This is a genomic window from Afipia sp. GW822-FHT04G07 (assembly GCF_058800765.1).
This window is the reverse complement of record NZ_JBXAMP010000001.1, coordinates 2297573-2311343: the sequence shown is the minus strand read 5'-3', so window position 1 is coordinate 2311343 and position 13771 is coordinate 2297573. Positions and strand designations below refer to the sequence as shown.

The window sequence follows — 13771 nt, the reverse complement described above, 5'->3', positions numbered from 1 at the left end:
GCAATGACGGTCTGAATTGTCATCACTTGTGGATCAGCGTTCCCGTGCCCTGATTGGTGAACAGTTCGAGCAGCACCGCGTGCGGTGTCTTGCCGTCGATGATGACCACGCCCTCGACCCCGGCTTCCAGCGAGTAGATGCAGGTTTCGACCTTCGGGATCATGCCGCCGGAAATCGTGCCGTCGGCGATCAGCTTGCGCGCGTCCTTGATCGACAGTTCGGGAATGAGCTTCTTCGACTTGTCGAGCACGCCCGGCACGTCCGTCAGGAGCAAAAGGCGCTTGGCCTTCAATGCACCGGCGACCGCACCGGCGAAGGTGTCGGCGTTGACGTTGAAGGTCTGGCCGGTGGCGGATGACGCCAGCGGCGCCAGCACCGGGATCAGTTCGTAACCGATCAACTGATTGAGCAGCGTAAGATCGACCTTGTCGGGTTCGCCGACGAAGCCGAGATCGATCACCTTCTCGATGTTCGAGCCGGGATCGACCATGGTGCGCGTCGCCTTGGTGGCGGTCACCATGTTGCCGTCCTTGCCGCAAAGGCCCACTGCCTTGCCGCCGGCCTCGTTGATGTGGCTGACGATCTGCTTGTTGATCGACCCGGCCAGCACCATTTCGACGATCTCGATGGTCGCTGCGTCGGTGATGCGCAGTCCGGAGGCGAATTCCGACTTGATGCCGAGGCGCGTCAGCATCGCGGCGATCTGCGGTCCTCCGCCATGCACGACCACGGGATTGATCGCGGTCTGTTCGAGCAGAACGATGTCGCGGGCGAACTGCCTGGCGAGATTTTCCTCGCCCATGGCGTGGCCGCCGTATTTGATGACGATGGTTTCCTCGTCGTACCGCTGCATATGCGGCAGCGCTTCGGACAGGATGCGGGCCTGATCCTGCGGGCTGATGTCGTGCAAATCGATCATGAGGGGATCTCGTTCACGCGGGGGTGGCAGGGGTTTAGCCGATTGCGGCAGCGGCGCAAAGCGCCCGCATAGCGGATCAGGCAGCCCGTCGCGGCCAGGCGGCGGCGATCGCCAGCACAAGCCAGCTTAAGATCAGCAGCGTGCCGCCGGTCGGGGCAGCCATTGTGAACAATCCGTGACCGGCATACTGGCGCATCACCAGATCGCCCGCGAACAGCGCAGCGCCGACGATGAAGCCAAAGGTCGCGGTGAGGCCCAGGTGACGCTGGGCGATGCCGTGTCCGGTCAGCAGCGCAGCGCCGACCACGGCGCTGGCGTGGAACAGCAGCATTGAAGACCCGGAGCCAAGCCGTGTTGCGTCAGGCTGATGGGCTGCGGCGGCAGCCAGCGCGACACCCGCGGCGCCCATCAATCCGGCCAGCGCGACCGCGAGGCGTAACGCGCCATTCTGGGTCATCCACTAATCTTTCTGTTTGGGCATGATCTGAACCGAAAACCGGTTCCCACTTTTCGTGATCATGCCCTTTCCCTCAAAAGACGGATCATGGCGGCGCGCAGTTCGGGCATGCCGTCGCCGGTGCGCGAGGATGTGACCAGCAATTCCGGAAACGCCGCCGGATGTTTCGATAGCGTCGCGAGGGTGGCGGCCATGGTCGCTTCGAGTTCGGACTTTTTTACCTGATCGGCCTTGGTCAGCACCACCTGATAGCTCATGGCGGACTTGTCGAGGGTTCTCAGAATTTCGGCATCAACGTCCTTGAAGCCGTGCCGCGAGTCGATCAGCACATAGACGCGGGCGAGGTTGGCGCGGCCTTGCAGGAATTTGTGGATCAGCGTGGTCCACGACGCGACCTTGGTTTTCGGCGCGGACGCATAGCCGTAGCCCGGCATGTCCACCAGCCGCAGCCCGGCATCCTTGCCGTCCGCAGGCGTCGGGCCTTCGAAGAAGATCAGTTCCTGGGTGCGGCCCGGCGTGTGCGAGGTGCGCGCCAATGCGTTGCGGCCGGTCAGGGCGTTGATGAGGCTCGACTTGCCGACATTGGAACGGCCGGCGAATGCGACCTCGACGCCGGCCATCGGCGGCAGCGTCTCGATCGACGGCGAGGCCCAGAAGAATTGCCAGTCGCCCGCGAAGATCTTTCGTCCGGCCTCGATCAGCTCCGCATCGGTTTTATCGTTCATGCGAAGGTATCCAGTCATGCGTCGATGAAATCACGACGTCTCCAATAATATCATGCCCGGCACGAAGCCGGGCATGACGAAAGCGCAGGCAATAGCGGGCGCCGGGCTACGTCGTTTTCTTGCTGCCGGCGAACACCGCCTTCAGATTATCGAACAGTTCCACCTTCGCGCCGTTCTTGCGCATGATGTAGCTCTGCTGCAGCACCGACAGCAGGTTGTTCCAGGCCCAGTAGATCACGAGACCGGCCGGGAAACCTGCGAGCATGAAGGTGAAGATCAGCGGCATCCAGTCGAAGATCATCTTCTGCGTCGGATCCGGCGGGGTCGGGTTCAGCTTCATCTGGAACCACATCGTGATGCCCATGATGATGGGCCAGATGCCGAGGTGCAGGTAATAGCCGAGCACCGGAAGCTGGGTCGGGTCGAACGCCAGCAAGCCGAACAGGTTGAACAGGTTAGTCGGATCCGGCGCGGAGAGGTCCTTGATCCATCCGAAGAACGGCGCGTGCCGCATTTCGATGGTGACGAACAGAACCTTGTAGAGCGAGAAGAACACCGGGATCTGGATCAGAATCGGAAGACAGCCCGCGATCGGGTTGATCTTCTCCTTCTTGTAGATCTCCATCATCTCCTGCTGCTGCTTCATCTTGTCGTCAGGATACTTGTCCTTCAACGCGGCGAGCTGCGGCTGCACGGCCTTCATCTTGGCCATCGACGCGTAGGACTTGCTGGCGAGCGGGAAGAAGATCAGCTTGACCAGCACCGTCACCGCCAGGATGGCGACGCCGAAGTTGCCGAAGATGTGGAAGAACCAGTCGATGGCCCAGAACATCGGCTTGGTGATGAAGTAGAACCAGCCCCAGTCGATCAGACGGTCGAACTTGTTGAGGCCGAGCTGTTTGTCATAGGTGTCGACGGTGGCGCTTTCCTTGGCGCCTGCGAACAGGCTGGTCGTCGTCGTCGCGGTGCCGCCGATTGCGACCGTCATCGGGTCGAGCAGGTAATCGGTCTGGTAGGTCCGCAGGGTGCCTACGAGGTTCGACGAGTAGCGCGCCTGCAACGAGGCCTTCGGGCTCGGCAGCAGCGTCGCGGCCCAGTACTTGTCGGTGATGCCCATCCACGCGTTGGTGACCTTGAATTCCACCGCCTTGGCGTCGTCGATTTTCTTGTAGCCGTATTCCTGAAGGCCCTGGTCGCCGAGAACGCCGATCAGGCCTTCGTGCAGGATGTAGTAGCCCGAGACGTGCGGCGCGCCGTGGCGGGAGATCAAGCCGAATGGATACAGCGTCACCGGAGCGTCGCCGACATTCGCGACGTCATCCTTGATGGTGAAGAGATACTTGTCGTCGATGGAAATGGTGCGCTTGAAGGTCAGGCCCTGACCGTTATTCCAGGTCAGCGTGACCGGCGTCGCCGGCGTCAGCGAGCCCGCGCCTTCCTGTTTCCAGACGGTGTCCTTGTCCGGCATTTTCGTCGTCGCGCCTGCGGCCGGCACGAAGCCGAATTCGGCGTAGAACGGCTCCTTGGTGCCCGATGGCGAGAACAGCTCAATCGCGGGCGATTTCGGATCGACGGTTTCGCGATACTTCACCAGCGCGACGTCGTCGATGCGGCCGCCGGTCAGCGCGATGCTGCCGCTGATGCTCGGCGTTTCGATCTTCACGCGCGGGCCGGCGGCGATCACGGTGGACCGGCTCTGCACAGGTACGTTCGCGGCCGGCGTGACGGTTGGACCGCCCGGAACGGGGGCCTGCGAGGTCGCTCCCGGCTGCGGCGATGCAGGATTGGCCGGCGTCGGCGCGGGGTTAGCCGCCTGCTTCTGCGCAAGCTCGGCCTGCTGCGCGGCGCGCTGCTTTTCCATCGTGGGAATGTTGTAGAAATACTGCCATGCGATCAGCACGAGGCCCGACAGAATGACGGCGAGGATGGTGTTGCGATTTTCAATCATTCTCTAGGGCTCGCATCGTTCAGGTCGCGTCATTCGACCGGGCGGGTTTGGGAATTCGCAGTGTTTAAGGCGCTGGACTGTCTCGACGTCTGGCGCTCGAGGCGGCTGAGCGCCGAGCGCAGATCGTTGAACATGGTTTCAAAGCCGCGGTCCAGCGCGGCACGACGGCCCACTATCACATAATCATGGTGAGGTCGCATGGATATGACGTCGAGTCGCTTCACCAATTCGCGAAGCCTGCGCCGGACGCGGTTGCGTTCCGTGGCGGTGCCGACCTTTTTGGTCACAGTGAAACCGACGCGTACCGGGCCACCGTCGTCGCGCGCGCGGGTCTGCACCACAAAGGCGGGGCCGGCCATGCGTGGTCCACTGGCCGCTGCGACGAAATCCGCGCGCTGCTTCAACCGGTCCATGATCTCAACCGGCGCATGGGAAAGTGTCTCGGATAAGGTCCGGTCAGGCGCTCAAACGCTTGCGGCCACGCGCACGGCGGGCGGCGAGAACCTTGCGGCCGCCGACAGTCGCGAGACGGGCACGGAAGCCGTGACGGCGCTTGCGCACCAGTTTGCTGGGTTGATAAGTCCGCTTCACGGTCGTTCTCCGCTGCCAAATGCTCGTCCGACCAACGTGTCGGAGGCAATTCGCCGATATTGAGATGAAATCCTGCGATGTTGGCCCTGAAGAGGACCAATTTCGATCCAAAATGAACCGGCCCGGTCAAGTCGGGCCATCGAGGACAGTTGGCGCGGCTTATACGGGAGGCTCCCGTTTTCGTCAATCGAGAGAGCTATTAACATGAACTGGAGCCGGTTGGGCAGCCGGGGGCATGCTATGGCCTAAACCATAGATATTTCCGGGGTTTGACCCGGCTCCCGGCCGGGCGCATCCTGCGCGGGGAAATCACGGCAAAAGACAGGCTTTTTATTCCATGGCGGTATCCGGCCCAGAGCCCAATCGGAGCACGGCCCGGCCCCCAACCGGGCTGCGGTTCGGGCTGTCCGGCAAGCTGCTGCTGCTGACCATTCCGCTGATTCTGATCGCCGAAGTCCTGATCTACGTTCCTTCCATCGCCAATTTCCGGATGAACCGGCTCAACGACCGGCTGGCTGCGGCCAGCACGGCGGCGCTGGTGCTGGACGCCGCTCCGAGCGGCATGGTGCCCGACGCGCTGGCCCGGCAGATTCTGGCGAGCATCGGTGCCCGCGCCGTCGCCATCAAGACCGGCCAGCAGCGCAGGCTTCTGGCGGCAGCGGACATGCCGGCGAAGATCGACCACGATGTCGACATGCGCGACATGAATGCGTGGTCGGCCATCGTCGATGCATTCCAGGTGATGCTCGACAGCGGCGACGAAGTGATGCGCATCCTCGGCCCCGCCCCCGGCAGCGGGCAGTTCATCGAGGTGGTGGTCGACGAGAAGCCGCTGCGCGCCGCGATGTTCCGCTTTTCGCGCAACGTGCTGCTGCTGTCGCTGGTGATGGCGATCATCACCGCGGGGCTGATTTATTACGCCCTGCACCATCTGTTCGTGCGGCCGATGCGGCGCGTCACGGCCAACCTCGTCGCCTTCCATGAGAATCCGGAAAGCACGGCGCGGATCATCGAACCCTCGAAACGCAGCGATGAAATAGGCCTCGCGGAGCGGGAGCTTTCCGACATGCAGCGCGACCTCGTGTCGATGCTGCATCAGAAAAGCCATCTCGCGGCGCTCGGCCTTGCGGTGTCGAAGATCAACCACGACCTGCGCAATCTGCTGGCGTCGTCGCAATTGCTGTCCGATCAGCTGGCGAGCGTGCCCGATCCGCGCGTGCAGCGGTTCGCGCCGAAGCTGATGCGCTCGCTGGAGCGCGCCATCGCGTTTTGTCAGTCGACACTCTCTTATGGCAAGGCGCAGGAAGCGCCGCCCGACCGCCGCATGATCCTGATCGAGCCGATCATCAATGAGGTCCGCGAATCGGCGGGGATCGCCTCTGACACGTCGATTGAGTGGATCAGCGCCATCGAGCGCGGGCTCACCGTCGATGCCGACCCCGATCAGATGTTCCGGGTGCTGCTGAATCTCGTACGGAACGCAGCACAGGCGCTGGGGAGCGACAGATCGAACGCGGCGCGGCAGATCCGCGTCACCGGCCGCCGCGAGGGCAGCGTGACCATCGTGGAAATTTCGGACACCGGCCCCGGCATCCCGGAGAAGGCGCGCGCGCATTTGTTCGAGGCCTTTCAGGGCTCGTCACGCGACGGCGGGACCGGATTGGGGCTCGCGATTGCAGCGGAACTGGTCCGCGCGCATGGCGGCGAGCTTCATCTGGTAGAAGGGACCATCGGAGCCGCGTTCCGAATCACGATTCCGGATCGTGCCGTGGAGCTGCTCAGCCACCGGGAGGCGCGGGCCCGGGCTTGAAAAACCTGCGTTTTGGCCCGAAATCCCTTGCCTATCGATCTTGCAAAGCCATCCCGGAGCCGGTAGCTATGGCGCTCTTTCGCGGAGCGGCCTCCGGCCCTCAAATCCGCGAAATGCGCGCCCGTAGCTCAGCTGGATAGAGCACTAGACTACGAATCTAGGGGTCAGGAGTTCGAATCTCTTCGGGCGCGCCATTTTCCCACCATTCGGAATAAAACTGCGAACTATGTCGGCTCGTGGGCGCGGTGGTATTCTTCCGTGTTCTTCAGATAGCTGACGTTGCAGACAGGTCGAGGGTTTTCGCGTTCTGCCCCATAGGCGACCTTGGCGACGTCCGCTTGCGGGTGGCGCTTATCGTAGCCGCGATTGCTCGCGAAACTGTCGCGGCGTAACACCGGCAATTCGGCGGAAGGCGCGGCTGAAGTGTGCCGGATCCGTGTAGCCGGAAGAAAATGCGATTTCGATAATCTTGGAATCAGTGTCACGCAAAAGCTTACTCGCGTTCTCATATCTGACGGTGTCGAGTAAGTCTGAATACGTAAGGCCGATGTGCGAGAGCTTGCGTTGAAAGCTTCGTGTGCTAACGCCCGCCATCTCCGCGACTTCAGCAAGATATGGAGTTCTTTCGTCCAGATAGGACGGCAGCATCAGTTTAAGTAAGTCAACGATGTCATAGCCAGAAGGGCCATCTTCGTCATCGCGCGGCGACGGACTTATTTCGATCGGGCAGTTAGAGAGACTCAGATGCGAGCTCGGCACATCGATCCAAGCGGCGTGCTGGCCCGACAGAAAACGTACATTTGGCCAGGAGGATTGCGTCGCCGGACTCGGCGTGTAGCGAGCTTCAAAGGCGATCGTCGCCGGCATCCAGTCCGGCCCTGTAAACTGCCGGACGATGTGTATGGAGCAAATGTTCTGGATCCATTGCGCGTGTTCCAGATGCAAGAGCCCGGTTGTCCCGGCGAGCCTGCTGCAAATCCGCACGTGATCGTCGTCGTGCTCGATCCACATATTCAGAATTGTATCCTCCCGCGACGCCCATCTGCAGGAATGCTGTAGCGCAACAAGCAATGTCGGGGAGTGAGCGATCAAGGCCCGAGTTTTTTCTCGCAGATGGGAAAAGTGCAGCCGCTGACTGGCCAGGAATCCGAATTCTTCAATACCCTGGCTTTTCTGGGCGGTTTCCATGAAGCGGATTGCCGGCAGTAGCGGGATGTAGAGATCGCTCTTTGCCTCGAGAGACGACGGAAGCCGAAACTTTTCCAGAAGCGAATTCGTCGGCGCGCCGATATCGTCAAGAATCCCGGCGAAAGGAAGAAGAAACTGGCAGCGCGTCAAAGGGATGTTAACCATCGGATCTCGTCGCGATCATAGAGTTGAAGCTTTCCACCAACCAGAATTTGGCCGGATTCGCTACCGGCGAGCATCGAGATTTCGCCGTTCTGTTGCCGGCACATGCCGGTCTTGAAGCGTAGCGGTTCGCGTCAAAGTAGCCGCAGCGTGCGCAGTGGTAATAATTCACCTGCAGATGGCCCGGTCGCTAGCGATTGGCGCGAAATGGCAAGACTAGCGATCTGTCTATTCTCAAAATGATCCGAACAGAGTTCGGATGCCGATCAGACAGTGATCGGTTAGATGGCATTTGACTTGTCCCGCGCCGCGCCGTGCGGAATGGTCCCGCGCCGTTACTCAGCACGGCTTTGAATGAAGAGGTATGTCCATGTTCCACTCGGTTGGAATCAGTCTCGCATTTGCTTCAGTTGCACTGACCGGTGCAGCATTTGCCCAGACGCCAGACAGCAAAATGCCGGTCACCGTTGACAATTTCGCCCGCGCCGAGACCGACCATTACCTTGCGGCGAATGCAAAGGCCGTAGGCGGGCTGGGCAAATTTCAGCATTCCCGGGAGCCCGTATCGATCGATAAGCAAACGGTCATCCGCATGAATCGGGATACGCTCTATTCGTTTGCGGTGTTCGATCTTGCCGGCGGATCGGTCACGCTCTCGCTGCCCGACACGGGCAAGCGCTACATGTCGATGATGGTCGTCGATCAGGATCATTACCTGCCAATCGTCGCCTACGGCACAAAGCCGGTTACGTTGACGCAGAAATCTGTTGGCACCCGGTATGCCTTCGTCGCTATCCGGACGCTGGTTAATCCCAATGATCCGAAGGACCTTGGTGAGGTCCACAAGCTTCAGGACGCCATCAAGGTCAGCCAGAAGGCGACAGGCAAGCTCGAGCTTCCAAACTGGGATGAAGGAAGCCTGACGGACGTCCGCAATGCGCTGCTCGGACTGGCAAAGTTCCAGACGTCGTTTCGCGGTTCCTTTGGCGCCCGTGGCCAGGTCGATCCGATCCAACACCTGATCGGCACCGCTGCCGGATGGGGCGGCATTCCGGACAAGGACGCCATCTACGTAAGCTTCACGCCTGCGAAGAACGACGGCAAGACGGTCTACACCTTCAATATGCCGAAGACTGTGCCGGTGAAGGAGTTCTGGTCGGTCAGCGTGTACAACGCGAAGGGCTTCTTCGAGAAAAACGAATACAATGCCTATTCGATCAACGACATCACCGCGAAAAAGAATGCCGACGGCTCTGTGACCGTGCAGTTCGGCGGCTGTGACGGCAAGATCCCGAACTGTCTGCCGATCGTTGAAGGCTGGAACTACACCGTCCGGCTTTATCGGCCAGAGCAACCCCTTGCCAGCGGCAAGTGGAAACTCCCGGAGGCGAAGCCCTCAATCTAAGTCTCAAAGGATTGGCTTTCGAGGAGGAGACATCGGTTTCGTCGCCCCTCACTGTCACACCTCAATCGCCCGCATCCCGAATTGCCGCTGATGTCATAGCGAAGCAAAAAAGCGATCGCAGTTCGCGTCTTTGTCTCTAGATGGGGAATGCGGTCGCCGCATAGCGATTGGCACGAAATGGCAAGACTGGCGATCTGCGTGCGCACAAAATGATCCGCAAGTGGATCGGCGCCAGCTCGGCTGTCTATTCCGCCTCCCTGATGCTTCCGAAAGTGGAATTGGTACCATTATGTTCAGAACACTGATCATCGCAGCAGTCGTCGGCGTCACATCGATGCAAGCGGCGCGCGCGCAGACCGACCTCAGCACCTACGCCGACGCCAACGGGTATTTGGACGTTCAAAAACTGACGTGCGCTCAACTCGCCGGCACGTGGCAGCAGGATGCGGACATGCTCACCAGCTGGTACAGCGGCTGGTACAATGGCCTTGCTCGCAAGCACCTGTTGAACATCAAGCGAGGAAAAGAGCTCGAGCACGAGGTGATCGTGTATTGCAAAGCCAATCCGAGCAAAAAGATGATCGAGGCGATCGCCGTTGTCTTCAAAGACGCGCGAGCCGCGGCGGGAATCAAGATGAAGTAAACACGAACGCAGCGCGCGCGATCGGGTGCCGCCCGATCGTGCGCCGGTTCACCTCCTCGCGTGTCCTGTGGCTGCGTGTGGCGGCGGTGACGCTGTGGAAGCGCCAAGGTCAAGACATCAATGTCAGGGGAAGTTGTGCGCTATCTCGTCATCGGGTTGACGTCGGCATCATTGCACATGCCAGCTTGGGCCTCCGATCTTCCACAGCCCGGCTCGCCGCGCACTCCTGTCATCGCATCAGCACCAAGCTTCTCCGTCACAAGCTATCTCTGGGCAACCGCGATTGACGGAAAGAGCGCGACGTTCCCGCCACTGCCGGCAGCAGACATCAGCCTCCGTTTCCGAGATGTCCTCAAGGAATTGGACGGCGGGATGATGATTGCCGCAGAAATGCGCGCTGATCGGTGGAGCTTTCTGGTCGACGGGCAATTTGGTCAGGTTACGGCCGGAGGCAACCTGCCTGGTCCGTTCTTCTCATCGCTGAAGGTGCGCTCCCAAAGCACGACCATTCAAGTCTCGGCCCTCTACCGGACTTACGAGGACGCGGCTCTTTCGCTGGATGTCGGAGCAGGCATCCGGTTCTGGAACCTGAACAACAAGCTGGAGATCCAGCCTGGTCTGGCGAATCTTCACGTTGATCATCGCCAATCCGAGACGTGGGCGGATCCCACGTTCGGTGCCCGGCTCGGACTGAATCTCGGCGGCCCATGGACCTTGACGGTCGCAGGCGACGTTGGCGGCTTTGGTGTCGGCTCGCGCTCGACGTGGCAGGCATTGGGTACGGTCAACTACGCATGGAATGAAAACTGGACGTTGAAAGCCGGCTATCGCGCATTGCACGTCGACTATCGCAACGGCGGATTTTCGTACGACGTAACCCTGCACGGTCCCGCCGTTGCAGCAACCTACCGTTTCTAACCGGCAACTCTCACTCACCTTGTGGCGCGCCTCGGCCAGACGGTCGGGACCCGTATTTCAAGGAATTCCAGTCGCTTGATCATCTCGGCGATATTGAAATGAACGGAGACGATCCATGACTGCGAACCTGGCTCGACCCGCAGGTGCATCCATCTTCTTGCTGCTCGCGATTTGCGGGCAGGCCCTCGCGCAATCGAGCGAAGCTCGACCGAACGTCACTGATCCACATTTCAAGATTGCACCCGGCTATCTGAAGCCGTCCGAATTGCCGAACAGCTTGGTGCTGCTGGGTCCGCCCCCTGAGGCGGGTTCGGCGGCTCTGGCCAGGGACGAAGAGGCGCGCAAGGCGACGATCCCGCTGCGAGGCACCGACCGCTGGAAGCTTGCTATCACAGACGCCGATCTCGCCTTCCCGCAGGCGGCCGACAATTTTTCCTGCGCGATGGGTATCAAGATCACCGAAACGCAGACCCCTCGGCTCTATGCCATGATGCAAAAGGTGTTGTCCGACTTCGGACTCTCCACCTACGGTGTAAAGAACAAGTACAATCGTGTTCGGCCCTTCGTCGTCCATGAGGAGGCGACATGCAGAGCGGATCAGGAAGCGATCTTGCGGGGGGACGGCTCCTACCCCTCCGGCCACACCGCTGCCGGATGGGGATGGGCGCTGGTTTTCTCACAGATCAATCCCGAACGCTCGAATGAGCTGTTCCGGCGTGGTCTGGCCTTCGGCCAGAGTCGGGTGATCTGCAACGCTCACTGGCAGAGCGACGTCGATGCGGGGCGCATCATGGGAGCGGCGACCGTTGCGCGGTTGCAGACCGATCCGGCCTTTCTTGCCGATCTCAAGGCGGCAGAAGCGGAGGTGAACGCAGCCAAGGCGACGCCATCAGCTTTGATGCCGGATTGCGCTGCCGAAGCCGCAGTCTTGTCGGCGCAATAAGCGGGCGCTGAAGGGCCTTCAATCGAAACAATCGCGCTAATCCGGGTTTCCGGACCATCCGCTTGAAACGCGAACTCGCGACCTGAAGCGTTCGACGTTGGTAGGATTAAGTAACAATTTCAATAGTATAAGAGTTCGCAGTTTTATTCTGAATGGCGCGCCATTTTGCCATCACTTAAATAAAATCTCGAACCTGGTGCTGACCTCCGTTGAGGTAGGCACTCGTATTTATCCCTGCGGATAAGTACCGTCGGGTTCAGCCCTCCGGCAGCCCGGCCGCAACCATGGACCGGATCAGGCGCTCGGACCCTTCCACGAATGACGGGCTGGCATTCTTCGTCGGAGGGGAGACGTTCAGCGCCGTGGTGCCGGGCCGTAACTCCAGCCCTTTTTTCATGGCCGCCCTTGCGTCGTCGATACGGCCCAGCTTCTGATAGACTGCTGCCAGCAGCATGTGCGAGCGCCCCGACGCCGGCGTAATGTCGATTGATCGCTGCACCCATGGCAGCGCATCGTCGTATCGATCCAGCAGAGCATTCGCCCAACCCGCGCCGAGCAGCCACGTCCAGCGCGACACGCGCGGCGTATCGAAACGGTCGGCTTGCTGGAATGTTGCGAGCGCATCTTCAAAACGGCCGAGGTGAATCTGGCCGAGGCCGACAAGATAAAGAGCAAGCCCATTCCACGGATCGTAATTCAGCGCCTTTGCGCAGGTTACAAGACTGTCGGCAAAACGATTGGTTGCGCTCAGGAAGCGGCAATAGGTCTCCAGCACCGGGATCGAGTCGGGTTTCGCTCGCAGCGCGCGCTCCAGCGTCGCGCCGGCTTGCGCTTCCGCCGCGATCGCATCGGTCGGGGTGTACCAGACCATCTGGATGCCGCGCATCTGGAGTGCAGCGAGCGCGACAGCGATGTCGATGTTATCGGGCTCGGCGAGAAGCTCCTTCTGCAACATCGTCTGGGCGACGCCAAAGCGCTCGCGTGATGTTTGATTGATCGAGGCGGTCGCCTGTTCGATCGTGACTCTGGCCTTGCCGGTGGGCGAGACTCCGGTCGCGGATTTCTTGTTCTCCAGCAGCCGGTTCAATTGCTGCGCAAGCTGATGACCGGCTCCCGCCGCAAGCCGCGATTGCTGGAGTTGCAGATCGAGGTCGTTGAGGTCGACCGAAACCGTGGCGACGGAATGGATATCACCAGTCGCCGTTTCGATCATGCGCGCCTGAAGGGTCCAGGCTTGCGAACCGCGCTGCAATTCGCCGCGCACGACGAAGTCCGCTTGTGCGGTGGTTATGGACGCCTGCTCGGGTTGATGTGCGTCGGCTGCCGATTGCGGCGCGATCACCCGGATATAGTCTATTCTGGCAAGGCCATCGATCAGGCGGTTGGTGACAGCGCCTGCCATCCCTGCGTCCGGAGAATCGCCAGACTCGGCAATGGGCATCACCGCAACGGTCGGCGGCGTGCGCTTGAAGATGAGGCCGGACCTGAAGGCCGGCGCCGCGACCGCAAGCCCGATGATCATGCAAAGCGCAGCCACGGTCGCGATGGCGACCGGCCCGCGCAGGCTGAACATCCGCTGCGATCTTGCAGCGTCAGGAATAATCGTCGGCGCGACGGCCTGCTCGGGCAGCGCAATCTGGGCGGGAGTGGCGATGTCGGCCGGTCCGGTCGAGACCTCGGCGGCAAACAGGTAGCCGCGGCCGGAGACAAGCCTGACCATCTGCCGCTGGTCGTCGCCAAGCGCCGAGCGAATCTCGCGGATACACTGGAACAGGCTGTCTTCACCGACATGGACGTCAGGCCAGACCGCCTCCATCAGTTCCTCCTTGCTGAGGACCCGGCCGGCATTGCTGGCGAAGTGTTGAAGCATGTCGAACGACTTGGGACGGAGCTTGATCAACGCGCCATCGTTGCCGCGCAACTCGGCCCGCTTCTCATCCAGCGCAAAACCCGCAAAGCGAAACACCCGGTCCTCGCATTCCTGAAGGAAGGAAATATCCAAGCAGCTTAACCCGCGCGGCTTGAAAAAGGAATTTCAGAAAAATTTCAGAACAAATTCCTG

Annotated in this window: 13 protein-coding genes and 1 tRNA gene; 6 read left to right on the top strand and 8 right to left on the bottom strand. The window is 60.7% G+C overall.

The genetic code is table 11. The features are described from left to right. Positions 1 to 22: 22 nt before the first annotated feature. From argB to rpmH, 6 genes are all read right to left on the bottom strand, one after another. Positions 23 to 919 (bottom strand): acetylglutamate kinase, encoded by an 897-nt coding sequence (argB, locus tag AC1RKJ_RS11315; protein WP_492791056.1) that lies wholly within the window; start codon positions 917 to 919, stop codon positions 23 to 25. A gap of 76 nt (positions 920 to 995) precedes the next feature. Then, complete coding sequence (locus AC1RKJ_RS11310) at positions 996 to 1376, bottom strand: DUF423 domain-containing protein (RefSeq protein WP_492791055.1); 381 nt, start codon at positions 1374 to 1376, stop codon at positions 996 to 998. Between the two features lie 59 nt (positions 1377 to 1435). Beyond that, positions 1436 to 2101 (bottom strand): ribosome biogenesis GTP-binding protein YihA/YsxC, encoded by a 666-nt coding sequence (gene yihA / locus AC1RKJ_RS11305; RefSeq protein WP_492791054.1) that lies wholly within the window; start codon positions 2099 to 2101, stop codon positions 1436 to 1438. Between the two features lie 106 nt (positions 2102 to 2207). Continuing rightward, a complete protein-coding gene (gene yidC / locus AC1RKJ_RS11300; protein WP_492791053.1) occupies positions 2208 to 4049 on the bottom strand; it encodes a membrane protein insertase YidC in 1842 nt (613 codons plus the stop codon). A 29-nt stretch (positions 4050 to 4078) separates the two neighbouring features. Next, entirely contained in the window at positions 4079 to 4462 is a 384-nt protein-coding gene (gene rnpA, locus AC1RKJ_RS11295) for a ribonuclease P protein component (protein WP_492791052.1), read from the bottom strand. Between the two features lie 43 nt (positions 4463 to 4505). Next, positions 4506 to 4640 (bottom strand): 50S ribosomal protein L34, encoded by a 135-nt coding sequence (gene rpmH / locus AC1RKJ_RS11290; RefSeq protein ID WP_011471298.1) that lies wholly within the window; start codon positions 4638 to 4640, stop codon positions 4506 to 4508. Between the two features lie 337 nt (positions 4641 to 4977). Between rpmH and AC1RKJ_RS11285 the strand changes: the two genes are divergently transcribed. After that, entirely contained in the window at positions 4978 to 6450 is a 1473-nt protein-coding gene (locus AC1RKJ_RS11285; protein WP_492791051.1) for an ATP-binding protein, read from the top strand. Positions 6451 to 6567: 117 nt separating this feature from the next. Then, positions 6568 to 6644 (top strand) — tRNA-Arg (locus AC1RKJ_RS11280). Between the two features lie 157 nt (positions 6645 to 6801). On the opposite strand, the gene AC1RKJ_RS11275 is transcribed toward AC1RKJ_RS11280, so the two are convergent. Further along, positions 6802 to 7803 carry a helix-turn-helix transcriptional regulator gene (locus AC1RKJ_RS11275; RefSeq protein WP_492791050.1) on the bottom strand — a complete coding sequence of 334 codons (1002 nt, stop codon included), beginning with the start codon at positions 7801 to 7803 and terminating at the stop codon, positions 6802 to 6804. 451 nt (positions 7804 to 8254) lie between these two features. On the opposite strand from AC1RKJ_RS11275, the gene AC1RKJ_RS11270 reads away from it, so the two are divergent. From AC1RKJ_RS11270 to AC1RKJ_RS11255, 4 genes are all read left to right on the top strand, one after another. Next, positions 8255 to 9205 carry a DUF1254 domain-containing protein gene (locus tag AC1RKJ_RS11270; RefSeq protein ID WP_492791049.1) on the top strand — a complete coding sequence of 317 codons (951 nt, stop codon included), beginning with the start codon at positions 8255 to 8257 and terminating at the stop codon, positions 9203 to 9205. A gap of 289 nt (positions 9206 to 9494) precedes the next feature. Beyond that, positions 9495 to 9848 (top strand): HdeA/HdeB family chaperone, encoded by a 354-nt coding sequence (locus tag AC1RKJ_RS11265; protein WP_492792710.1) that lies wholly within the window; start codon positions 9495 to 9497, stop codon positions 9846 to 9848. A 135-nt stretch (positions 9849 to 9983) separates the two neighbouring features. Then, the gene (locus tag AC1RKJ_RS11260; protein WP_492791048.1) at positions 9984 to 10766 is read left to right on the top strand and encodes an outer membrane protein; all 783 of its coding nucleotides are present in this window, start codon (positions 9984 to 9986) and stop codon (positions 10764 to 10766) included. A gap of 115 nt (positions 10767 to 10881) precedes the next feature. Further along, a complete protein-coding gene (locus AC1RKJ_RS11255) occupies positions 10882 to 11709 on the top strand; it encodes an acid phosphatase (RefSeq protein WP_492791047.1) in 828 nt (275 codons plus the stop codon). 256 nt (positions 11710 to 11965) lie between these two features. On the opposite strand, the gene AC1RKJ_RS11250 is transcribed toward AC1RKJ_RS11255, so the two are convergent. Beyond that, a complete protein-coding gene (locus tag AC1RKJ_RS11250) occupies positions 11966 to 13711 on the bottom strand; it encodes a winged helix-turn-helix domain-containing tetratricopeptide repeat protein (protein ID WP_492791046.1) in 1746 nt (581 codons plus the stop codon). Between the last annotated feature and the right edge of the window lie 60 nt (positions 13712 to 13771).

Coding starts and splice junctions, on each gene's coding strand:
- argB (WP_492791056.1), bottom strand. CDS start 919: ATGATCGATTTGCACGACATCAGCCCGCAGGATCAGGCCCGCATCCTG.
- AC1RKJ_RS11310 (WP_492791055.1), bottom strand. CDS start 1,376: ATGACCCAGAATGGCGCGTTACGCCTCGCGGTCGCGCTGGCCGGATTG.
- yihA (WP_492791054.1), bottom strand. CDS start 2,101: ATGAACGATAAAACCGATGCGGAGCTGATCGAGGCCGGACGAAAGATC.
- yidC (WP_492791053.1), bottom strand. CDS start 4,049: ATGATTGAAAATCGCAACACCATCCTCGCCGTCATTCTGTCGGGCCTC.
- rnpA (WP_492791052.1), bottom strand. CDS start 4,462: ATGGACCGGTTGAAGCAGCGCGCGGATTTCGTCGCAGCGGCCAGTGGA.
- AC1RKJ_RS11285 (WP_492791051.1), top strand. CDS start 4,978: ATGGCGGTATCCGGCCCAGAGCCCAATCGGAGCACGGCCCGGCCCCCA.
- AC1RKJ_RS11275 (WP_492791050.1), bottom strand. CDS start 7,803: ATGGTTAACATCCCTTTGACGCGCTGCCAGTTTCTTCTTCCTTTCGCC.
- AC1RKJ_RS11270 (WP_492791049.1), top strand. CDS start 8,255: ATGCCGGTCACCGTTGACAATTTCGCCCGCGCCGAGACCGACCATTAC.
- AC1RKJ_RS11265 (WP_492792710.1), top strand. CDS start 9,495: ATGTTCAGAACACTGATCATCGCAGCAGTCGTCGGCGTCACATCGATG.
- AC1RKJ_RS11255 (WP_492791047.1), top strand. CDS start 10,882: ATGACTGCGAACCTGGCTCGACCCGCAGGTGCATCCATCTTCTTGCTG.